Source organism: Providencia sp. Je.9.19, from assembly GCF_051129765.1.
GTDB lineage: Bacteria > Pseudomonadota > Gammaproteobacteria > Enterobacterales > Enterobacteriaceae > Providencia.
The window spans coordinates 330,747-352,986 of the sequence record NZ_JBCPSS010000004.1; the positions used below are offsets into that span (position 1 = coordinate 330,747).

Annotated in this window: 19 protein-coding genes; 13 read left to right on the forward strand and 6 right to left on the reverse strand. The window is 39.8% G+C overall.

The features are described 5' to 3' along the window. Nucleotides 1-172: 172 nt before the first annotated feature. Complete coding sequence (gene pitA / locus AAZR93_RS16180) at nucleotides 173-1,663, reverse strand: inorganic phosphate transporter PitA (RefSeq protein WP_294110363.1); 1,491 nt, start codon at nucleotides 1,661-1,663, stop codon at nucleotides 173-175. A gap of 378 nt (nucleotides 1,664-2,041) precedes the next feature. Between pitA and AAZR93_RS16185 the strand changes: the two genes are divergently transcribed. Next, the gene (locus AAZR93_RS16185) at nucleotides 2,042-3,241 is read left to right on the forward strand and encodes an NAD(P)/FAD-dependent oxidoreductase (RefSeq protein ID WP_434720408.1); all 1,200 of its coding nucleotides are present in this window, start codon (nucleotides 2,042-2,044) and stop codon (nucleotides 3,239-3,241) included. A 422-nt stretch (nucleotides 3,242-3,663) separates the two neighbouring features. Further along, complete coding sequence (locus tag AAZR93_RS16190) at nucleotides 3,664-4,362, forward strand: pirin family protein (protein ID WP_434720409.1); 699 nt, start codon at nucleotides 3,664-3,666, stop codon at nucleotides 4,360-4,362. Between the two features lie 227 nt (nucleotides 4,363-4,589). Here AAZR93_RS16190 and pckA read toward each other — a convergent pair whose 3' ends face one another. The 4 genes from pckA to AAZR93_RS16210 all read right to left on the reverse strand — a co-directional run bounded on the left by pckA (nucleotide 4,590) and on the right by AAZR93_RS16210 (nucleotide 9,906). Then, nucleotides 4,590-6,209 carry a phosphoenolpyruvate carboxykinase (ATP) gene (pckA, locus tag AAZR93_RS16195; RefSeq protein ID WP_294110289.1) on the reverse strand — a complete coding sequence of 540 codons (1,620 nt, stop codon included), beginning with the start codon at nucleotides 6,207-6,209 and terminating at the stop codon, nucleotides 4,590-4,592. Between the two features lie 203 nt (nucleotides 6,210-6,412). Beyond that, nucleotides 6,413-7,285: an Hsp33 family molecular chaperone HslO gene (gene hslO / locus AAZR93_RS16200; protein ID WP_434720410.1), complete on the reverse strand. Its 873-nt coding sequence runs from the start codon at nucleotides 7,283-7,285 to the stop codon at nucleotides 6,413-6,415. 61 nt (nucleotides 7,286-7,346) lie between these two features. Then, the gene (gene hslR, locus AAZR93_RS16205; RefSeq protein ID WP_434720411.1) at nucleotides 7,347-7,757 is read right to left on the reverse strand and encodes a ribosome-associated heat shock protein Hsp15; all 411 of its coding nucleotides are present in this window, start codon (nucleotides 7,755-7,757) and stop codon (nucleotides 7,347-7,349) included. A gap of 55 nt (nucleotides 7,758-7,812) precedes the next feature. Next, nucleotides 7,813-9,906 carry an IgaA/UmoB family intracellular growth attenuator gene (locus AAZR93_RS16210; protein ID WP_294110295.1) on the reverse strand — a complete coding sequence of 698 codons (2,094 nt, stop codon included), beginning with the start codon at nucleotides 9,904-9,906 and terminating at the stop codon, nucleotides 7,813-7,815. Between the two features lie 304 nt (nucleotides 9,907-10,210). On the opposite strand from AAZR93_RS16210, the gene nudE reads away from it, so the two are divergent. After that, a complete protein-coding gene (nudE, locus tag AAZR93_RS16215) occupies nucleotides 10,211-10,762 on the forward strand; it encodes an ADP compounds hydrolase NudE (RefSeq protein ID WP_294110297.1) in 552 nt (183 codons plus the stop codon). A 76-nt stretch (nucleotides 10,763-10,838) separates the two neighbouring features. On the opposite strand, the gene mrcA is transcribed toward nudE, so the two are convergent. Next, on the reverse strand, nucleotides 10,839-13,370 hold the full coding sequence (gene mrcA, locus AAZR93_RS16220) for a peptidoglycan glycosyltransferase/peptidoglycan DD-transpeptidase MrcA (RefSeq protein WP_434720412.1): 2,532 nt from the start codon (nucleotides 13,368-13,370) through the stop codon (nucleotides 10,839-10,841). Between the two features lie 116 nt (nucleotides 13,371-13,486). Here mrcA and pilM point away from each other — a divergent pair, with 116 nt between their 5' ends. The 10 genes from pilM (at nucleotide 13,487) to AAZR93_RS16270 (ending at nucleotide 22,222) form a co-directional block, all read left to right on the forward strand. Further along, nucleotides 13,487-14,314: a pilus assembly protein PilM gene (gene pilM, locus AAZR93_RS16225; protein ID WP_434720413.1), complete on the forward strand. Its 828-nt coding sequence runs from the start codon at nucleotides 13,487-13,489 to the stop codon at nucleotides 14,312-14,314. A gap of 1 nt (nucleotide 14,315) precedes the next feature. After that, the gene (locus tag AAZR93_RS16230; protein ID WP_434720414.1) at nucleotides 14,316-14,855 is read left to right on the forward strand and encodes a PilN domain-containing protein; all 540 of its coding nucleotides are present in this window, start codon (nucleotides 14,316-14,318) and stop codon (nucleotides 14,853-14,855) included. Further along, nucleotides 14,848-15,438, forward strand: a complete 591-nt coding sequence (locus AAZR93_RS16235; protein WP_434720415.1) for a hypothetical protein — start codon at nucleotides 14,848-14,850, stop codon at nucleotides 15,436-15,438. Before AAZR93_RS16230 ends, AAZR93_RS16235 begins: the two co-directional genes overlap by 8 nt. A 2-nt stretch (nucleotides 15,439-15,440) precedes the next feature. Continuing rightward, a complete protein-coding gene (locus AAZR93_RS16240) occupies nucleotides 15,441-16,490 on the forward strand; it encodes a transporter (RefSeq protein WP_434720416.1) in 1,050 nt (349 codons plus the stop codon). 505 nt (nucleotides 16,491-16,995) lie between these two features. After that, nucleotides 16,996-17,517 (forward strand): shikimate kinase AroK, encoded by a 522-nt coding sequence (aroK, locus tag AAZR93_RS16245; protein ID WP_068438981.1) that lies wholly within the window; start codon nucleotides 16,996-16,998, stop codon nucleotides 17,515-17,517. A gap of 49 nt (nucleotides 17,518-17,566) precedes the next feature. Further along, nucleotides 17,567-18,655 carry a 3-dehydroquinate synthase gene (gene aroB, locus AAZR93_RS16250; protein ID WP_434720417.1) on the forward strand — a complete coding sequence of 363 codons (1,089 nt, stop codon included), beginning with the start codon at nucleotides 17,567-17,569 and terminating at the stop codon, nucleotides 18,653-18,655. A 297-nt stretch (nucleotides 18,656-18,952) separates the two neighbouring features. After that, complete coding sequence (locus tag AAZR93_RS16255) at nucleotides 18,953-19,858, forward strand: SPOR domain-containing protein (protein ID WP_294110314.1); 906 nt, start codon at nucleotides 18,953-18,955, stop codon at nucleotides 19,856-19,858. 82 nt (nucleotides 19,859-19,940) lie between these two features. After that, on the forward strand, nucleotides 19,941-20,843 hold the full coding sequence (dam, locus tag AAZR93_RS16260; protein ID WP_434720418.1) for an adenine-specific DNA-methyltransferase: 903 nt from the start codon (nucleotides 19,941-19,943) through the stop codon (nucleotides 20,841-20,843). 15 nt (nucleotides 20,844-20,858) lie between these two features. Beyond that, nucleotides 20,859-21,530 carry a ribulose-phosphate 3-epimerase gene (gene rpe, locus AAZR93_RS16265; RefSeq protein ID WP_294110317.1) on the forward strand — a complete coding sequence of 224 codons (672 nt, stop codon included), beginning with the start codon at nucleotides 20,859-20,861 and terminating at the stop codon, nucleotides 21,528-21,530. Beyond that, nucleotides 21,530-22,222, forward strand: a complete 693-nt coding sequence (locus tag AAZR93_RS16270) for a phosphoglycolate phosphatase (RefSeq protein WP_294110320.1) — start codon at nucleotides 21,530-21,532, stop codon at nucleotides 22,220-22,222. Before rpe ends, AAZR93_RS16270 begins: the two co-directional genes overlap by 1 nt. The last annotated feature ends 18 nt before the right edge of the window (nucleotides 22,223-22,240 follow it).

Sequence of the window (22,240 nt, forward strand, 5' to 3'; positions counted from 1 at the left end):
GTATGAGTAACTATTTATTTTTTGATTGAATCAATAATATGATGAGCTATTTCACTGACTCAATATTTAACCCAAAAAAATAGTGATGACCTTCTCAGATCATCACTATTTCATCATGTTCATGTAACTCATTGACGTTTTTAGCTTGCGCTGAAAAACAAGTTAATTGCTGTTAAATAAACAGCAGTGATAACCAATATAATCCACCTGACAACACGATTGATACTGGTAAAGTCAATAACCATGCCAGAGCAATGCTCTTAATTGTCTTGGTCTGTACACCACCACCATCGACAACCATGGTACCTGCAACCGCAGAAGATAATACTTGTGTCGTTGACACTGGCATACCAGTATAACTCGCAACACCAATGGAAACCGCTGCGGTTACCTGCGCAGAAACACCTTGTGCGTAGGTCATGCCTTTCTTACCGATTTTTTCACCGATAGTAACAGCAACACGCTGCCAACCAAACATAGTACCGATAGAGAGTGCTAAAGCCACCGCAATAATAATCCAAAGTGGTGCATACTCGACAGTATACAGCAGGTCATTACTGAGTTTTTTCAACAAACTTGCATCTTTAGAACTGGTCTCTGGTAATTTAGCGACTGCGCTTGCTGTATCAGAGATACACATTAATAAGCGACGTGCATGGTTACGCTGATCAGGAGAGAGCTCATCGTAGCTCTGAATGCCGTTGAGCATTGTTTGAGCTTGATTCAAGATGGCAACAGTACGTGTACTATCACAATGGAACTCACCACTAATTTCATCGACACTTTCGATAGCCGTTGGGGCGTTTTCTATTGCGTGGTTTAACGCGGGTTTATGTGTTTCGTAGTATTGTTGTAAATGAACAACAGCATCATGCGTTCTCGCGATGTCATAACCGTTAGAATTCATGTTGACAACGAAACCAGCTGGCGCAACACCAATTAACACAAGCATGATAAGACCAATGCCTTTTTGTCCATCGTTCGCACCATGAGAGAAACTTACGCCGACGGCGGAAAGAATCAATGCGGTTCGAGTCCAAAATGGCGGTTTACGCTTACCATCTTTTTTCTCGCGCTCAGCAGGCGTTAAGTGCATACGGCGACGTTTTTTAGTGCCACTCCAATAACGGCGTAGTATAAAAATCATCAACCCTGCAACCATAAAGCCGATAGCGGGAGAAAGAATTAACGAGATGAAAATACTGATCATTTTCGGTATATTCAGCGCATCAACCACTGAAGAGTCTGTGACTATTGCGTTGGTTAAACCAACCCCAATAATGGCCCCAATCAGTGTATGAGAACTTGATGCAGGAATACCTAAATACCAGGTTCCAAGGTTCCAAATAATTGCAGCCAATAGCAATGAAAAAACCATCGCAAGGCCGTGAGCAGAACTCACATTAAGCAATAGGTCCGTCGGTAAGAGGTGAACAATCGCGTATGCAACGCTCAACCCTCCCAGCAAGACGCCGAAAAAGTTAAAAACCCCTGCCATGACGACAGCGAACTGAGCTCGCATTGCTCGGGTATAAATAACCGTCGCTACCGCATTTGCGGTGTCATGGAAGCCATTTATAGCCTCATAGACCAGCACAAATAGCAGTGCCAGAACTAATAATAGACCTGTATGAAATTCTAAACCTGTAAAAAGATGTAGCATAGACGTTAAGCCATTATATGTTGGACATGAACGCGGCGCATTATCAGTGACAAACGCTAGCGGTGGAAGCAAAATCTAACCTTTTTTTGATATAACTACCCATCAAAAAAGTACCTCATAGCAATTACTCCATAAATATCAACCAATTGAATAAAACAAACTTATTCTGATTTATTGAAACTTTTACGGTAAAAATCCCAGAAAATAAAAGTTATTTCATCTTTTTTGCCGAATTTCCCTAATTATAATACGTCTTGTGCACTTTTCATTAGTTCTTCATCGAAGCTTTACAATACAACCTCTATGATATGACGTAAAATACACCAATCCATAATGGTAATTACGCTTAAAATCAGACATATATAGAGAATTTTTATTGTGAAAAAAATAGACGTTATTATTTTAGGTGCAGGTGCCGCAGGCCTGTTTTGCGCTTCATTGGCAGGAAAACGTGGTTTAAACACGTTAGTACTCGATAACGGAAAAAAACTTGGCCGAAAAATTCTTATGTCTGGTGGTGGCCGCTGTAATTTCACCAACCTGTATGCCGAGCACAGTAACTACTTATCAGCGAATCCACATTTTTGTAAGTCAGCACTTGCTCGCTATACACAATGGGATTTTATTGAATTAGTCAGTAAATATAAAATCCCTTACCATGAAAAAACCCTCGGGCAACTATTTTGCGACAATAGCGCACAAGAGATTGTCGATATGCTGAAAAGTGAATGCGACTCTCCTCACATATCCATCAAACTGCGCAGCGAAATTACACAAGTTGAAAAAATAGATGATGAATTTATCGTAACTGTTAATGGTTCGCAGGTAAGTGCGCGCTCACTTATTGTTGCTACTGGCGGTTTATCCATGCCTGCTTTAGGGGCTACCCCTTTTGGCTATCGTCTTGCAGAACAATTTGGTCACACTATCAAACCCACTCGCGCTGCATTAGTTCCTTTTACACTCCATAAGCCTTTGCTTGAGGCTTTACAGGTGCTTTCGGGGATCTCCGTCGCCGCGACCGTCACCTCCGCCAATGGGAGATTATTCAAAGAAAATATCTTATTTACCCATAGAGGGCTATCAGGACCCGCTATTTTGCAGATATCTAACTATTGGGAACCGGGAGAGTATGTAAGTATTAACTTACTGCCGGACACCGCTGTTGACAGCTACTTAACAAATGAAAAACAGCTACATCCTAATCAATCGCTTAAAAATACGCTATCTCAACTATTACCAAAACGATTGATAGAAGTATTACAAGAACGTGGACAAATCCCTGACTGCCCGCTCAAGCAGCTGACACATGCACAAATAGACGCATTACATAACACCCTACATGATTGGCAAGTACAACCCAACGGTACTGAAGGTTATCGCACCGCTGAAGTTACTCTGGGAGGTGTTGATACCGGTGAAATTTCGTCTAAAACAATGGAATCACTCAAGGTTACGGGATTATACTTTATTGGTGAAGTCATGGATGTAACGGGTTGGTTGGGAGGTTATAACTTCCAATGGGCTTGGAGTTCAGCAGCGGCTTGCGCAGAAAGCTTACCGAGCAACCCCAAATAACCACACATTTCGTAGAACACAATATAAGTTAATCCATTGAAAAATAATGGGTAATTTTTAATCTCATATAAATCATATAATTGCATTTTAAATTATACCTTATATCATTTTGATTAAAAATAATGCTTTACAAACGATACTGATAACTATTATCATTATCATTACTTACTCGATATGGTCAACTTAGTCACCGTATTCTTGAAAGTACGACATTGCTCACATTGCTTCCAGTGTTTACTTTAGCCAGCCTTGCGCTGGCTATTTTTTTATCTATTTTCCTATCAACTCAATCTTATTCAAATTTTTTGGATCCTATAGTGAATGCCAGCTACTTCTCTCTTTATTCTATTTGGTTAAACTATCATCAATACATTTAGAGCGAGTTTATCCACACTCGATAGCCGCTTTTAGGAGATGACACGATGATCTATTTACGCAAAGCAAACGAACGCGGCCACGCCAACCATGGTTGGCTTGATAGCTGGCATACTTTTTCATTTGCTAATTATTATGATGAGAAATTTATGGGATTTTCGGCACTAAGAGTCATCAATGAGGACTTTATTGCTGCCGGACAAGGGTTTGGTACTCATCCTCATAAAGATATGGAAATATTAACCTATGTGCTTAGTGGCGCTGTAGAACATAAAGATAGCATGGGTAATATGGAACAAATTCCAGCGGGTGAATTCCAAATTATGAGCGCAGGTACCGGAATTCGTCACTCTGAATATAATCCTGATGATAAAAATGAACTTCATTTATATCAAATATGGATTGTGCCTGAAGAAACAGATATTCAGCCACGCTATGAACAAAAACGCTTTGATTCTAATGATGGTAAGCAACTGGTTCTCTCCCCTGATGCACGGGAAGGTTCATTAAAAGTTCATCAAGACATGCAGTTATGGCGTTGGGCGCTCAGTGCAAATGAAGAACAATCTCATGATATTGCGGATAAGCGAGTCATGTGGATACAAGTCGTCAAAGGCACTGTTGAAATCAACGGACAAAAAGCCACAACCAGTGATGGTTTGGCCATTTGGCAAGAAAATCACTTAGTGATTAAAGCAGATGAAGACAGCGAAATTTTGTTATTTGATTTGCCTTCTGCTGACTAAAGACATGTTTTAATTTATTCGCCCTGTGTGTTTCCCATGCAGGGCTTTTATTTACCAAAGCGTGATAATTGGCACAGGAAGCATTGTCATCAAACCAATTACTCAGAAAGGTATTTGTGCAGGAACCCCCTCAAAGCTGCTCAGAAGGTTGTGGTGACCCTTATTATCGACAAAAAAGGCTCTACGTCGTAGAGCCTTCATCATTAAATAAAATATCAACTAATAACTTACTGCTTAGGACCTACTTTCTCTAATGCAGCCCCAGCGGGGGTATCAGTGTATTTATCAAAGTTCTTCACAAAACGATCTGCTAAATCTTTCGCTTTTTCATCCCACTCAGATTTATTTGCATAAGTATTACGAGGGTCAAGGATATTGGTATCCACTCCCGGTAATGCTGTTGGGATATCAAGATCAAACACAGGCAGTTTTTTCATTTCCGCTTTTTCAATATCACCACTTAAAATCGCATCAATGATTGCACGTGTATCTTTAATTGAAATACGTTTACCCGTACCATTCCAACCTGTATTCACTAAGTACGCTTTCGCACCCGCAGCTTCCATACGTTTAACTAATACTTCAGCGTATTGTGTTGGGTGCAGTGATAAAAATGCAGCGCCGAAACAAGCAGAGAACGTTGGCGTAGGTTCAGTAACACCGCGCTCTGTACCCGCTAACTTAGCCGTAAAACCAGACAAGAAGTGATACTGTGTCTGTTCTGCGGTTAGACGAGAAACTGGTGGTAATACACCAAATGCATCCGCTGTTAAGAAGATAACTTTTGTTGCATGACCTGCTTTAGAGATAGGCTTAACGATATTTTCAATGTGGTAGATAGGGTAAGAAACACGCGTATTTTCTGTTTTTGAACCATCATTAAAATCAACCGAACCATCCGCTAACACCATTACGTTTTCAAGTAATGCATCGCGTTTGATTGCACCATAAATATCCGGCTCAGCTTCTTTCGACAGATTGATTGTTTTTGCGTAGCAACCACCTTCAAAGTTGAATACACCATCATCATCCCAACCGTGCTCATCATCACCAATTAACTTACGTTTTGGATCAGTAGACAGTGTGGTTTTACCTGTGCCAGATAAGCCGAAGAAAATAGCAACATCGCCTTTTTCGCCAACGTTAGCTGAACAGTGCATGGATGCAATGCCTTTTAGCGGTAGAAGGTAGTTCATTATTGAGAACATCCCTTTTTTCATTTCGCCGCCATACCAAGAACCGCCGATCAGCTGCATACGCTCTGTCAGGTTGAAAGCAACAAAGTTTTCTGAATTAAGACCTTGTTCTTTCCAGTTAGGATTCGTGCATTTTGCTCCGTTCATTACGATGAAATCAGGCTCAAAACCTACTAATTCCTCGTCTGATGGGCGGATAAACATGTTTTTGACAAAATGTGCCTGCCAAGCGACTTCAGTAATAAAGCGAACTTTCAAGCGAGTATCAGCATTCGCGCCACAAAAAGCATCAATAATAAATAAACGTTTGCCTGACAATTGCTTAGTAACTAATTGTTTTAAATCAGTCCAAACTGCTTGAGTCATCGGTTTATTATCATTCTTACCTTTACCTTGGTCAGCCCACCAGACCGTATTACGTGTGACATCATCACGCACGATATACTTATCTTTTGGAGAACGACCGGTAAAAATACCTGTATCAACAGCAACCGCACCGAGTGTCGTTACTGTTCCACGCTCATAACCTTCAAGTTCTGGCTTAGTTTCTTCCTTGAATAACAGCTCATAACTTGGGTTATAAACGATTTCTGCTACATCATGGATCCCGTACTTTTCAAGTTCTTTTAGAGTAATACTTTTAACGCTCATTTTATTGCTCCCGATAAACATAACTATTCTGCAGATGATCATAATTCTTTACGACTAATTAACAGCGATAGTTATCAAAGAATTGAAAATGTATAATATTTTTTAATCCATAATGAGACTTAGAGCACGTTATAATGCTTTAAAATTACAAAAAAAAGGTGCAGAATTGCACCCTCATCACATAATTAAGTTGCTAAATCGTATCAGTGAAGTTGCTGATTTAGTTCATTATTCAACCCCTGAATAGTGGATTCAGTAAATACATAGTGCGAACCGCAAAACTCACACTCCATATCAATTTTTCCATCTTTTTGCAATATATCGTTAACATCTTCTTTAGATAAAGTTGCTAAAGTACTTTCACAACGTTCCCGTGAACATGTACAACGAAATTCGACAGATTGTGGGTCATACAATGTGACATCTTCTTCATGATACAGGCGGTGTAAAACCTCTTTAACATTGAGCTGACTTAATTCCTGACCTTTAATTGTCGCAGTCAATTGCACCAAATGATCAAAAATATCACGACTAGTGTCATCCGCTGCGGGTAATACTTGCAATAACATACCTCCAGCCGTTGCTTTTCCGTCAACGTCACCAACACGAATAAATAAGCGCGTTGGTAGCTGCTCTGATTGAAGGAAATAAGCATCAATACACTCTTCAAGTGTATCGCCTTCAATAGCAACAATTCCTTGATAACGTTCACCTTGTTTTGGTGCGATAGTGATCACCATATGACCGTTACCGATCATTTGTTTTAATGAACTTCCCGCCACAACCGGGCCATCAACACGAGCAACGCCGCGCATTTGCTGTAGGTTATCACCCTTAATAACGACTAAGTTTACTGGACCATCACCTTGAATTTGCACCGTAATATCACCGTCAAATTTCAGTGTTGCCGTTAATAAACTCGTCGCAACAAGAAGTTCACCCAATAAGCCCTTAACGGCCTCAGGGTAGTCATGATTTTCTAAAATACGATGAAAGGTTTCATCAATACTGATCATTTGGCCACGAACAGCGTGCTGCTCAAATAAAAAACGATGGAGTTGGTCTTGTTTAGACATAATATCTCTCTATTGCTAAGCGCTCTATGACTAGGCGGTCCTCGATGACTCAACGTCTAAATTAAGACGACTCATGAGAATTTGTTTGTTTAAATTTTAACAGAGTTCGACGCTCTTTTTTATCAGGTCGTCGCTCTGGATGTGGCATCGTCAATGCGTTCATTTTACGCGCTTGAGCCACTTTTTCCCGTTGTTCAAGACTAATTTCCGTTTCACGATAAAGTCGCTGCGCTTCCAGCGCTCCCCTACGTTGACCACTGATTTCAAGGATTTCAATCGTACGCTCATCATTACCTTGTCGCAGTCTAACGGTGGCATTCAACTCAACTATCTTTCCAGGTTTAGTTCTTTGCCCATTATAATGCACTTTTCCGCCATCTATCATTTCACGAGCCATCGAGCGCGTTTTATAAAAACGAGCAGCCCATAGCCATTTATCAAGGCGAATCTGTTCAGTCGAGGGTTGTTTCATGATGTCTTCCTCAATAATAAGTTTGTAATGAGGCGACCACCGTAGGGGTATTAGACTATCTGCGATTGGAAGGATTGTCTGCCTCAAAGCATTTATCGTAATATTGAACAATCTTACGTAAACGCCTTTTGTTATTCAAAACACGAATAACGATCAGCGAGCCATTTATTAGCACGCAAACCATCAGAAATAGAACAAAAAGAGAGCTACTTACATATTGAGATAGCACCGCAGAATCGGGTTCTTCATGCAAAACAATATGTAATGTACCATTAGCGTCAACCGATAAATGAGTAATAATCCCTTCGACATCAAACGGCGTATTAATCAGAATACTCGATAACCGTTGAAGCTCTTGCCAACGCTGTAATTGCGTCAGGTCATTAAGTGAATTACCCGCTATCAAATCTACTAGTGATTTATTTTCGTCGCTAATAAGTAGCACACCACCTGGTGGTGGACTATTTAATTTACGTACTTCTTTATCTATTTCTTTCTTGATAAATTCATATGTGGTGGCTTCAACTAAGTTTTCCAAGGTCTCAGCGCTTCCTCCCCGCAATAAAACATGCGCACCACTCAACTTTCCAGTTGATGCCTTATTCACAAGAGTCGGCCAATCATCGGTACTACCTAGGTTCGTCAAGGCATTCTGTAGCTTGGAACAAGCGGTATCCTCTTTACATAATGCATTGGTTTTTAATATTATTTCAGAAAAATCAAAAATAATATTCATACCAGATTTCATAATATCTCGTTGCAATCTTGGGTTTACACCACCAGCATCTTTATCTGGATGAAGTTGACTATTTACCACATGAAGCAATTCAATAGCACGGTCTACAATCTCTGATTCAGGTTCATTAACCAGACTAACATTATTCCAATACACCCCTGAACAGTCAAAAGGGACAAATAAAGCCTGATTAGCATCATTAAGGTTAGGCGGGCGATAGCACATTCCCATCCCCTTAGCGATCAAAGTATCACCGACTTTTAGTTTACGCGTTTCCAATTCCGTTGAATTTGTGACGGTGACTTTTTGTGACCCTTCAAGCCAAGCAAAACCCAATTTCACAGGTAAACTAATTGATTGATAAGAAAATACTAATGCTAAAACAAATAATGCGCCGACGAGTATGAGAATATTTTTTTTAAATCGTTTATAAGGGTAAGAGCGCTCCTCTTCATGAAGAGAAAGGTATTGCCCATGCTTGAGTACATCGCCAGACACATAAAAATCAATATTAGTTGCACGATTAAATTCATGTTTTACATAAGGTGCCCAGTGCGTGGGGTAATGAAGATCAACGCCACTAATAGACACTGTTGAAGTATATTTTTTATCTAACTCACCAAAAAGTTCCCAACGCTTCGGTTGCCCATAAACACACTTAACATCCTCATATTGACTCGGAAACATTTTAGAACGAAATAAAATAAACAAACCAATTACGAAGCAAATAACTGAAGTAACTAGCCCGACCCCTTGTAAAAGAGGAATCACAATTAACGTCAAATAACCCAAAATAAAGCTTAAACAAATGACTATTGCACCTAGCCAACCAGAAGAATGATGTAATCGATGCTCTTCTGGCGTTTCTTTGCGTACACGTAATAACTCAATGCTGTGCTGTTCACGCTCCTGAATTGCCGCTTCCGGTGCTGCGGGTTCAGTAACAGGCTCAACCAACCATTCATTACTAAAATCTTTTAATGAATGACTATTCATAGATACAATGAGTGGTAGATGGTCAGTCTCAACAATCTCCATCACATTTTGTCGTTGTAAGAAAGGTTCGAGTTGAGAAGGAAGCTGCACTTCAATCGTATCAATAAAATAACGCCAAGGGCTCCCTTGCTCTTGGCGCAAATTAAAGCGCGTGACCGAATTACATAGCGTGACAATCGTGGCGTTTTTTTTAATTTGCCACACCGTTTGAGGTGTATGTTGAGATGTAGAAGCGCAATGATTTAAATATTGGGTGATAGTTTGGTAGTCTGCATCTATCATTTTTCGAAAAGAAGGTGTAGCCAAGGAAGGTATCTGATAGACGCCAGAATGCCGCCCCCGCCTGAAATACAGGAAGGAAGCCATTATAGTTAGGCTAATAATAATTATAGCCGTTATAATGACGTGGTTAAGCATGTTTACCCCAATCAAATATTAGCTGGAAAAGCATAGCAATCACTATGCAATCTCTATATAAGTCAATTCCTATTCTATTTCTATTTTTTATGTTAATTTACAATATGTTGTAAATAAATATTATTATTTATCAATCTGTGCTGTTCTTCGGCGAGAGATATACTAGCAGCATTTCATCCACCCGATAATCTCTATCATTTTTTTTTGATTTAGGTCATAGTTGATAGCGATGTAAAAGTATCGCCTTTATAAATTAAATTGGCTTTTACGCAGAGATATTCACTCATCCTGCTCGGAAATCATTATGACAGAGTTTAAAAAACCAAAAATCTTAAATGTTCAAGATATTGCTAAATCAAAATTATTTAGCATCCAATCAGTTGACCTCGAATTTAGCAATGGTGAGAAACGTGTCTACGAAAGAATGCGCCCAGCTAAACGTGAGGCAGTTCTGATTGTGCCAATTATCGATGAGCATTTAATCCTGATCCGCGAATACGCAGTCGGTATTGAAAGCTATGAATTAGGTTTCCCTAAAGGTGCAATAGACCCAGGTGAAGTCGCACTTGAAGCGGCACAAAGAGAACTCAAGGAAGAAATCGGTTATGGTGCGCATAACATCATTCAACTGGCTAACCTCACCATGTCACCGTCTTATTTTTCAAGCAAAATGAATATTTTAATTGCCCAGAACCTCTACGTAGAAAAACTCGAAGGCGATGAGCCCGAGCCGCTACAACAAGTTAAATGGCCAATTGCACGCATGATGGAATTACTCGATCACCCTGACTTTAATGAAGCCAGAAATATTAGCGCTCTGTTCTATGTTGAGCGTTATTTAAATAATATCAAATAACACAACCTGATAAAAAACACCCCATACCTTTAAATGCAACAATGGGGTGTAAATTTAAATCTATGCAGTGTCAGGTTTAAAACAGCTCTTGGCTTGCCCCACCTTCCGTTGAAATGGTTGTTCCTACCTCTTGTACTGCATGTTCTTTTGGTTCAGTCCCTTCAATGAAATACTCTTTACGAGAAGAACCTAATTTACCGGTCCTATTATCAATAGACACTGAAATAACCCCTTTTGGTGGTTGCATGATTTTAACAGGAACACCCTCTAAGATGGATTTCATGAAATCATCCCACATAGGTTGAGCACTCTTAGCACCCGCTTCACCACCACTTGCAGCTGTTCGGCCTAATGTTCGCTTATTATCATCGAAACCTATCCAAGCAGAAGCGACAACATCAGGGCCATAACCGGAGAACCAAGCATCTTTCGAGCTATTAGTTGTTCCCGTTTTACCGCCAATATCTCGTCGACCACCAAGATCCCTTGCAGCTCGCCAACCTGTACCCGACCAGCCCGGCTCACCGTAGATATTAGTCACCATCGCGTCTCTAATCAAAAATGCGAGTGGGGTACCTATCACATGAGGCGCATATATATCTTGAGAACTAGCACCTTGCTCTGCCGCTGTAGTAAGTTCCATTGTCGGTTCCTGCGCAGCAACACCACTGCCTGATTGAGTCACTTCCTCAGTTGATTCATCATCAACACCTTTTAACGTAATACTGCGCTCAGTATCACCATAAATTACAGGAATATTCGTACAATCAGGGCAAGCAATCTTAGGTTTTGCTTCAAAAATCACTTCATCATTATGATTTTCAATTTTTAAAATATAAAACGGATCAACAAGGTATCCGCCGTTCACCATAACGGCATAACCACGCACCATTTGCATTGGGGTAAATGATGGAGCACCTAATGCCAATGCCTCAGTACGGTTAATATTTTCAGCAGGGAATCCAAAACGGGTTAAGTAATCGGCTGCATAATCGACACCCATAGCCCTCATAGCACGTACCATGACGACGTTTTTAGATTGACCTAAACCTTGTCTTAAACGAATTGGACCATCGTATCGTGGAGGCGAGTTTTTAGGACGCCAATCTGAGCCTGCTCCCGCATCCCAGCGGCTGATAGGTACGTCATTGAGCAATGACGACAGCGTAAGGCCTTTATCCATTGCAGCGGTGTATAGGAACGGTTTGATATTCGAGCCGACCTGACGCAGTGATTGTGTCACCCGGTTAAATTCGCTCATATTGAAATCAAAACCACCCACTAAAGCAATAATCGCACCATTATTGGGATTTAACGCGACAAAAGCCCCATTGACATCAGGAACCTGCCCTAGCCACCAAGTATCTTTAACTTGGCGTACCCAAATTTTTTCACCCGCTTGTACTACTGAATTAACACTTCGAGGAGTTGCACCTTGCTGCGTATCTGAAATAAATTTACGCGCCCAACGAACGCCAGGCATTGTCAGCTGAATTTCAGAGCCATCAGCCAGTAATACATTTGCAGTTCCTTCTGTTGCCGATAGCACCGCCGCAGGCAATAAAGGACCATAAACTGGCGATTTTTTAAGTGTTTCTACAATTTTATCTGTTGGCCACGCCGCTTCTGTTGGTTTCCACAACACTTCGCTAGGACCACGATAACCATGTCGAATATCGTAATCGATTAAATTGGCACGTACCGCGTCGGTTGCTGCTAGCTGATCTTTACGAATAACCGTGGTATAGACTTTATACCCATCGGTATACGCATCTTCACCATATTGGTCATACAGTGTTTGACGAGCCATTTCGGCCAAGTAAGGTGCTGAAAAATCAACCTTTGGGGCATGATAAGATGCCTCAATTTTCTCACTTCTCGCTTTTTCATACTGATCTTGAGAAATATATTTCTCTTCTAACATCCGTAACAGTACAACATTACGTCGATTAACCGCACGTTCATAAGAGTAAAGTGGATTAAATGTTGAAGGTGCCTTTGGTAGTCCGGCGATCATTGCTATTTCACTGAGCGTTAACTCATCGGCTGTTTTTCCAAAGTAAACATAAGCAGCTGCACCAACACCATAAGCGCGATTACCTAAATAGATTTTATTTAAGTAAAGCTCCATGATTTCATCTTTGGTAAACAATTGTTCGATACGGATTGCAAGAAAAGCCTCTTTGGCCTTACGCATTAACGTTTTTTCAGGGCTTAAATAGAAATTTCTCGCTAACTGTTGCGTAATGGTGCTCGCACCTTGAGAAGCATGCCCGGATGACGCCATCACAGTTACTGCGCGAAAAATACCAATAGGATCAATACCATGATGCTCATAGAAACGGCTATCTTCTGTTGCTATGAAGGCTTTCACCATGAGTGGTGGAATTTCACTCAGCGGCAAAGGAATACGGCGTTTTTCACCATATTGTGCAATCAGTTCATTATCAGCACTGAATACTTGCATTGGAATTTGCAAGCGGATGTCTTTCATTGTTGCAACATCAGGTAGCTCACCTTCGACATATTTATACATGCCATAAATCGAAGCGCTTCCCAAAAAAATGCAACAGAAAACAAAAATAAAAAAATATTTTACGAACTTCACCAGAGAATTCCCATGCTCGACTGACAGGAGGGTTTAGATACAGCTGATTTACAGTATAAAGCTTATACAACGCAATAGAAAATGTAATTTATTTGTTGATGATAAGGAAATTATCTATGTACACACCAAAATGGCGCATTGGGATCGACCTATATCGAAATAAAATTCAGCTAGTTGCTGCAAAGCAACGCCGCAAACACTGGTCTCTGTGTGAATGCTGGCAGCATCATATCTCGACTAATTTAGATGAAAAACCTGAACACGAACAACATATTATTTTACTCGAAATATTAAAAAAATGGCGTCAGAAATTACCGAAAAACTGCACAGTTTCTATAGCATTACCGTCTTTACGTACATTAAAACAACAATTCTCGCTTTCCACTCAAATGAATTTACAGCAACCCGAACTAGAATGGTATTTACAAACACGAGCAGAAAAACTGTTTCCCATGCATGCAGAAGAGCTCATTTTAGATTATCGCGTCATTGAATCTAATGTATATCTCAATGGTGCCCGTAAGTCTGACGTAACTTTTTGGCAGCAGCTATTAGCAGAAAGCGGCTTCAACCTAAGTGCCATAGATGTTGCCCCTATTGCTTTACGGTATGTCGCAAAATATGCAAACCTACCAGATGAATGTTGGCTAGTGCATTATCGCCAAGGGGAATGGTTATGGTCTGGGCCTCTTAGCCAACCGGCAAATTATAATCACATCCAAGATAACGAAATTACTACCCTATCTCAGTTAATTCCTTTACTTGGTAACGAAGAAAGCATACCCACGCTTCCCATTTATTACATTAGCGATCACCCTCAATCAGATGCGCAAAATCAATGGGATTTACGGCAAGCTTTTCAGCAATATCCTATTAAACTCCCCCACTTACTTGGTGACTTTGTTATTGCCGCAGGTTTAGCCTTACGTCATGGAGATATCTAATATGTATCAGGTTAATTTTCTACCATGGCGACATGAAAACATTAAAAATAAGAAACGTAATTTAATCATAATTACAATCATATTCAGTCTATTAGCGCTGATTTTATGTTGTTATTTAACTCACCACCAAAATAGAGTTGTCACACACTTAAAAACGATACAATTTCATCAACAAGCACAATTACAACAAATTCAACAGCTAAAATCACAACTATTAGGCAAGCAAAAACAGATAGATAAGCTCACCACACAAAAAAATAGGCTAAATAAATACAGTCAAAGTAACCATGACCTACTTGCTCTACTCCAAACATTACCCTTAATGACACCGCCAAAAAGCTGGTTAAATTCAGTCAAATTACTCAACAATCATCTTGAAATAACAGCCAAAAGTTATCATTTCCAAGATATTAGTCGATTTCCAGATCAACTAGAACGCAGCCACTTACTCAATAATATTCAACTCAAAAAGCTTATTCGGGTAAAAAATTTAAATTATTTACATCTCAGTGCAACACATCGAAGAGAAGCCTATGAATAAAACTTCTCATGTTTTTTGGTACCGTCCTTTCTGGCAGCAAATATTGCCAGTGAGCCTACTTATTGTCCTATTTCTTACAGGATATTATTTTCAATATTGGAGTGATAAGGAAAAACAAATTATCTCACTTCGGCAGGATAATACTGAACTTGTTACGAATACCCAGCAAGAGATGCAATTTATTGACCAATCAGCAACCTCTTCTCAACTAGAACAACAGATTAGTGAATTAAGACAACTCTCTGAATTTGAAATAAAACCACAAACGTTTATCGCTCGCTTACAGTCCCTTATTGCTAATTCAAAGGTGACACTAAATAAGTTACAACCTCGACAAGCCACAGATACTGATAGCCTTGCTTTCCAGCTCGAAATTCAAGGCTCTTTTATTCATATCTATCATTTTATTCAAGCCATGATTTTAGAGCCATCAGCAAACGCTTGGTTGTTTTTTGAAATAAATCTAAAAGATAAGAATGGCCATTTAACCGCAGCTATTTCAATTTCATCAACTAAAAATACCGTGTTTATCAATGATGATTTACACATCAAGGAAGATTCATCCATCAAGGAAATAGAGTAATCATGAAAAATAAAGCAATTCATACCGTTATATTTTGTTTTTTATTTATTTTTTTGGCGAATGCGCAAGAAATGCGAGATCCGTTTGTTCCAGTGTTAGAAATAGATTCAGAAATGGATGAAATACCCGTTTTAGCGTTACCCCTTAAAACAGCAAATAAACCGGATATCATCATCGTAGAGAAAATATTCAAACTCGTCTCGATAGATGTACAAGAAGTTTATCAACAACTTATTCAACCTGAGATATCTTTATTATCAAATGATGCTATCGTCAGTCATGATATAACGACCAATAGCTTGATTATAAAAGATAATAAAACACGAATGATGATTATCGAGGAGTGGCTTAAACAAAAAGATGTGCCTAAACATCAAGTGCAAATTACAGCTCACATTATTAGCAGCAGTAGAACCGCACTACAAGAATTAGGCTTAGAGTGGGGAATGCTAGCAGGTAACTCAACCAATAGTCATCACAGCCGATTTAATCGCTATAATGTAGCGCCTGGACAATTTTCATTCAACTTATTGAAACTGGGAGATGGGCTGCTCGAACTGAAGCTCAATGCATTAGAAAAAGAAAATTTACTCTCTATTATTGCCAGCCCTCGCTTGATGGCCTCTCACAAACAGCCCGCTAATATCCAGCAAGGAACTGAAATTCCATATGTTATTAGTAGCGATAAAAAAACACATGTTCAATTCAAAGATGCAGTGCTAGGTATGGATGTAACGCCCACTATTTTTCGAGATGAAAAAGTCGAATTGATACTCAAAATCAGCCATAACTCACCAGATACCGCATTAACCACCAGCCAAAATCATCATTTAGCAATAAACAAACAAGAAATTTCGACCTCGGTAACAATTAAAAATAATGAAACCCTAATACTTGGGGGAATTTTCCAACAAAAACAAGAAAAAACAGAAACAGGCTTACCCTTTATTTCTCGGATTCCATTTTTAGGCGCTTTATTTGCAAATAGTGCGGAGCACATTGATAGAAGAGTTTTAGTTGTTTTTATTACCCCAAAACTAGTCAATATTTAGAAATGAAAAATTAAACACTACATTTCAATTGGTTGAACGAATAAAAAGCAAAATATTGAAGAAAATATTATTTTTTATGACATAAACATACCGGATAAATTTGACGCTGACGCCGTTTTAGCATACAAGGTTATCCATTGAGTGTTCTAACTATCGGTAGATTAAAGAACAAACTATCAGCCGCTTATAAAACAGCCACAATAAATTTGATCTAGAATTAACAGTAATATCACGTACTGAATGCGATGAAAAACCTGTTAAAATTTATATTAAACAAAGTGTTAGGCAAAGTAGACGGTTCGAATATAGAAACTAGTAACTAAAATTGAGGCACTTTGTTCACTTAGTGCCTCTTTATGTAGTTGCAATTTAGGTGGATGTATTGAGATAATTTTCTTATCTGATCTCACATCATCACTTATGAGGTTTCAGTTTAGGTCCCGCCGCTGATCCAATTGGCGGGGCGGGTGATCATTAACGAATAATCGTAGTAATACCAAAAAACATGGCAGAGAAACGCAATATCTTTCTGGTTGGACCGATGGGTGCTGGCAAAAGCACTATTGGTCGTCAGTTGGCTCAACAGCTTAATATGGAGTTTTTCGATTCTGATCATGAGATAGAAAAACGTACTGGCGCAGATGTAGGTTGGGTATTCGACCTAGAAGGTGAGGAAGGCTTTCGCGATCGCGAAGAAAAGATCATCAACGAGCTCACTGAAAAACAGGGCATTGTATTAGCGACAGGCGGTGGTTCTGTTAAATCAAAAGAAACTCGCAATCGCTTATCTGCTCGTGGTGTCGTTGTCTACCTTGAAACCAACATTGAAAAGCAACTTTCGAGAACACAACGTGATAAGAAACGCCCTCTTTTACAAGTGGATGAGCCTGCACGTGAAGTACTTGAGAAACTCGCATCTGAACGCAATCCGATGTATGAAGAAATTGCTGATATAACAATTCATACTGATGAACAAAGTGCAAAAGTTGTCGCGAGCCAAATCATTGAACTGTTAGAAAAAAACTAACTAACCATTATGTTCATTTCATAAGTAATTAATTCAAGGTAAAAGCAAGATGGAAAAAGTCACTGTTACTCTGGATGAACGCAGTTATCCAATCACCATTGCACCTGGTTTGTACAATCAAACAGATGCATTTTGGCCGTTAACTGCGGGTCAGCGAGCAATGATAGTGACTAACGAAACACTTGCACCTATCTATTTAGATAAAATAAAACAAGTACTTAAATCTTCAGGCGTTAAGGTAGAATCCGTTGTACTACCAGATGGTGAACAGTACAAATCTTTATTTATTATGAATGATGTTTTTACCGCATTACTTGAAAACCACCACAACCGTGACACTACCCTCATCGCTCTTGGTGGGGGGGTTATCGGGGACTTGACGGGCTTTGCAGCGGCGAGTTATCAACGCGGTGTGCGCTTTATTCAAGTTCCAACCACTTTATTATCCCAAGTAGACTCTTCTGTTGGTGGTAAAACCGCCGTTAATCATCCCCTAGGCAAAAATATGATTGGTGCATTTTATCAACCTGCATCGGTTATTATTGACTTGGATTGTTTAAAAACGTTACCTAAAAGAGAATTATCTTCCGGGCTCGCCGAAGTTATCAAATATGGCATCATTCTTGATGGCGATTTTTTTAACTGGCTAGAAGACAATATCGATGCGCTTATGGTGCTAGATGACAAAGCCATGGCTTACTGCATTCGTCGCTGCTGCGAGCTTAAAGCTCAAGTTGTCGCTGCCGATGAAAAAGAAACTAACGGATTAAGAGCCTTACTCAACCTTGGTCATACCTTTGGACATGCAATTGAAGCTCACATGGGATATGGCGTGTGGTTACACGGTGAAGCCGTAGCCGCAGGGATGGTAATGGCAGCCAAAACTGCTGAACTTATCGGTAATTTCACCTCGGAACAAACACAAAGAGTCATTACGCTTTTAGAGCGAGCTCAACTTCCTGTAACAGGTCCTTCCCAAATGAAGCCTGATGACTACTTACCTCATATGATGAGAGATAAAAAAGTCATGGGTGGAAAACTTCATTTAATCTTACCAACTACTATCGGCCATTCAGAGATGCGTTCAGATATTGATGCTCAAACTGTTATCACAGCGATATCTTCCTGCATGCCTTAAAAAAACGCTAAAATAGATAGTATTCCATTCAGAACAAATAAAACCTTGAATATTTACAGGCGTTTTAAAATGTTACTGGTAGATGTATGCTAAAGTCGTTAAATTATACGGTATGCCTAGCGCCTATAAACGATACTCTTAAATATATAGATGTAATCTCATTGAAGTAGCAATGATATTGCGAAAGAATCTATTACTTTGAAAGTAAGCAGAAATACACTGCTTAATCGTTAACAGGTTGTAATGATAAAAAGCATTTTATCTCTACGACAGGCGAACTTTATTCGGGAGAGGAAAATGGACGAATTTAAACCAGATAATCAGGGTCAAAATGATCTAAGACCTGATTCATCAGATAGACCAACAGGGCGCTCACGCCAATCTACACCTACAAAGCCTAAAATAGCGCTATCTCGCCAACACATTATGATTGGTGTCGGTGTACTTGTGCTATTACTCTTAATTATTGCCATTAGCTCAGCCTTAAAAGCACCGACTGAGCACGAAAAATTGCAAACTGATAGTGCAAATGAACGTAATATTGATTTATCTGGCTCATCTTCTTTGACTAACTCTCAAAGCCAGACTCAACCAGGCCAAGCTCAAGAAATAAACGGACCACAAGTTAGCCCAGCGCCAACACAAGGTGAGCTACAGCCACAACAAACAGGCCTTGGTGAGCGAATTGAAATTCCAGGTGATGTTGTTGATGCCCTTAACCAAGGTCAAACTCCGACCCAAGGTACAGCAACTACACAACCACAAAATGTCACGCCACTAACGCCACCACAGGTTAAACCTGTAGAGCAACAGCCGGTGACAAAACCGGTTACACCAGAAAGAACACCACCGAAAACCGTTGAAACTAAGCCACAAGCTCAAACAAAGCCACCCGCTAAGTCAACAACGGCAAGTAATACCCAAAGTGGAAACTTAATGGCGGCTCCTGCCGGAAGCTATACACTACAATTAAGTAGTGCAAGCCGTTCTGATACGCTCGAAGCCTTCGCAAAAGACAACAAACTAGCTAACTATAAAGTGTATAAAACCATTCGTAATGGACAAACTTGGTATGTCCTAATTTATGGTAATTATAGCTCCGTGAGTGATGCTAAAAATGCAATTGCAACCTTACCAGCCGCAATTCAAGCGAAGAAACCGTGGGTCAGAAATATGAAACAAGTTAAACAGGATCAAAAATAACAACGTTTTCCCCCGGGCGCATTGTGTTGTCCTGACAGAGTATGTGTGTAGTTACTCTAAACGATTGTAATTATAAGACGACATGAAGAAAAAACGTGCTTTTTTAAAATGGGCTGGGGGTAAGTACCCTCTTGTGGAAGATATTAAAAGACATCTTCCACAAGGTGATTGTTTAATCGAGCCCTTTGTCGGTGCAGGTTCAGTGTTTTTAAACACCAGCTATGATTCTTACGTACTGGCAGATATCAACAGTGACCTCATCAACCTCTATAATACGGTAAAATATCGTACTGATTTCTTTATTGATGAAGCACAACGGATTTTTACACCTGAATTCAACACTTCAGAACAGTATTACTTGATGCGTGAAGCATTTAATAAATCGACCGACACAGAAAAACGCAGTATCCTTTTTCTGTACTTAAATCGTCACTGTTATAATGGATTATGTCGTTATAATTCACGTGGCGAATTTAACGTTCCTTTTGGCCGTTATAAAAAACCTTATTTTCCAAAAGATGAGTTGCTGTGGTTTGCTGAAAAATCGCAAAACGCCATTATGGTTACTCAGCACTATAATGAAACACTGCTCAATGCAAAAGAAGGCTCAGTCATTTACTGTGATCCTCCGTATGCACCGCTGTCAGAGACTGCCAATTTTACGGCTTATCATACCAATTCGTTTAATACTCAAGACCAACAAAATTTGGCCTTTTTAGCTAGAAAATTATCATCTGAAAGCAAAATTCCAGTTCTTATCTCAAATCACGATACCCCGCTTACGCGAGAGTGGTATCATCAAGCACAGTTACACATTGTAAAAGTACGCCGAACCATTAGTAGAAACATATTAAATCGCGCTAAGGTCAATGAAATATTGGCACTCTATGCGGGAGAACTAAATACTCTTTCTCCTAGTAAAACTGACGTTCTACCGACCCAAGACCTTGCTCTTAGCACACAATGGCTCACAGATAACGATTAATAATCGGAGACAATAATGAAAGATTTTCTCATTGCCCCATCTATTTTATCTGCTGACTTTGCTCGTTTAGGCGAAGATACTGCAAAAGTCCTCGCTGCCGGCGCAGATATTGTTCATTTTGACGTTATGGATAACCACTATGTCCCAAATCTGACTTTTGGTGCACCTATCTGTAAAGCACTGCGTGACTATGGCATCACAGCCCCCATTGATATTCACTTAATGGTTAAACCTGTCGACAGGATCATTCCTGATTTCGCTAAAGCAGGTGCAAACCATATCAGCTTTCACCCAGAAGCCAGTGAACACATCGATAGATCGCTTCAGTTGATTAGAGAACATGGTTGTACCGCCGGACTAGTTTTTAACCCAGCGACGCCGTTAAGCTATCTTGAATATGTGATGGATAAAGTCGATATGATCTTACTGATGTCAGTTAACCCTGGTTTCGGCGGTCAATCCTTTATTCCACAAACACTGAATAAATTGCGCCAAGTTCGTAAACTAATTGACGAAAGTGGTTATGATATTCGTCTCGAAGTTGATGGCGGAGTCAAGGTCAATAATATCGCAGAAATTGCAGCCGCGGGTGCAGATACATTCGTTGCAGGTTCAGCTATCTTTGATCAACCTGACTACAAAACTGTCATCGATGCCATGCGCAAAGAATTAGAAAAGGTCTCGTAATGACACAAGTTGTTTTAGAAAATATTAAAGCTATCGCTTTTGATTTAGATGGAACCCTTGTTGACAGCGCCGGTGGCTTAACTGAAGCCATCGACAAAATGCTTGAAGAACATGGATTTTCACCTGCGGGTAAAGAACGTGTTTCTATTTGGGTTGGCAATGGTGGCGATGTTTTAGTCGATAGAGCCCTCACATGGGCAGGCGCTACTATCTCAGCTGAATTACAAAAAACAGCTCGTGAAAGCTTTGCTAAGTATTATGCGATTTCAGTCACGACTGGTAGCGAATTGTTCCCTCAAGTGAAAGAAACTCTCGACATACTGGCTCAAAATCACTTACCGATGGCTATTGTCACCAATAAACCGACGCCGTTTATCGCGCCGTTATTAAAGGAATTAGCTATAGATCATTATTTCTCACTGGTACTAGGTGGAAATGATGTCAAAGTGCTCAAGCCACACCCTGCCCCACTTTATCTTGTCATGGGACAATTTGGTTTGCACAAAGAAGAATTGCTTTTTGTCGGTGATTCCCGTAATGATATTATTGCAGCGCAAAGTGCTGGCTGCCCAAGTGTTGGGCTGACCTATGGCTATAACTATGGTGAATCCATTGCACTAAGTGAGCCTGATTGCGTATTAACAAACTTTTCAGACCTTTTGCCTACGATTGGCTTAGCTGAAATAAAATAATTAAAAAGGATAGTAAGA

Coding starts and splice junctions, on each gene's coding strand:
- hslO (WP_434720410.1), bottom strand. CDS start 7,285: ATGTCTAAACAAGACCAACTCCATCGTTTTTTATTTGAGCAGCACGCT.
- pilM (WP_434720413.1), top strand. CDS start 13,487: ATGTACACACCAAAATGGCGCATTGGGATCGACCTATATCGAAATAAA.
- AAZR93_RS16190 (WP_434720409.1), top strand. CDS start 3,664: ATGATCTATTTACGCAAAGCAAACGAACGCGGCCACGCCAACCATGGT.
- aroB (WP_434720417.1), top strand. CDS start 17,567: ATGGAAAAAGTCACTGTTACTCTGGATGAACGCAGTTATCCAATCACC.
- AAZR93_RS16240 (WP_434720416.1), top strand. CDS start 15,441: ATGAAAAATAAAGCAATTCATACCGTTATATTTTGTTTTTTATTTATT.
- pckA (WP_294110289.1), bottom strand. CDS start 6,209: ATGAGCGTTAAAAGTATTACTCTAAAAGAACTTGAAAAGTACGGGATC.
- AAZR93_RS16235 (WP_434720415.1), top strand. CDS start 14,848: ATGAATAAAACTTCTCATGTTTTTTGGTACCGTCCTTTCTGGCAGCAA.
- AAZR93_RS16255 (WP_294110314.1), top strand. CDS start 18,953: ATGGACGAATTTAAACCAGATAATCAGGGTCAAAATGATCTAAGACCT.
- aroK (WP_068438981.1), top strand. CDS start 16,996: ATGGCAGAGAAACGCAATATCTTTCTGGTTGGACCGATGGGTGCTGGC.
- AAZR93_RS16270 (WP_294110320.1), top strand. CDS start 21,530: ATGACACAAGTTGTTTTAGAAAATATTAAAGCTATCGCTTTTGATTTA.
- hslR (WP_434720411.1), bottom strand. CDS start 7,757: ATGAAACAACCCTCGACTGAACAGATTCGCCTTGATAAATGGCTATGG.
- pitA (WP_294110363.1), bottom strand. CDS start 1,663: ATGCTACATCTTTTTACAGGTTTAGAATTTCATACAGGTCTATTATTA.
- nudE (WP_294110297.1), top strand. CDS start 10,211: ATGACAGAGTTTAAAAAACCAAAAATCTTAAATGTTCAAGATATTGCT.
- rpe (WP_294110317.1), top strand. CDS start 20,859: ATGAAAGATTTTCTCATTGCCCCATCTATTTTATCTGCTGACTTTGCT.
- AAZR93_RS16230 (WP_434720414.1), top strand. CDS start 14,316: ATGTATCAGGTTAATTTTCTACCATGGCGACATGAAAACATTAAAAAT.
- dam (WP_434720418.1), top strand. CDS start 19,941: ATGAAGAAAAAACGTGCTTTTTTAAAATGGGCTGGGGGTAAGTACCCT.
- AAZR93_RS16210 (WP_294110295.1), bottom strand. CDS start 9,906: ATGCTTAACCACGTCATTATAACGGCTATAATTATTATTAGCCTAACT.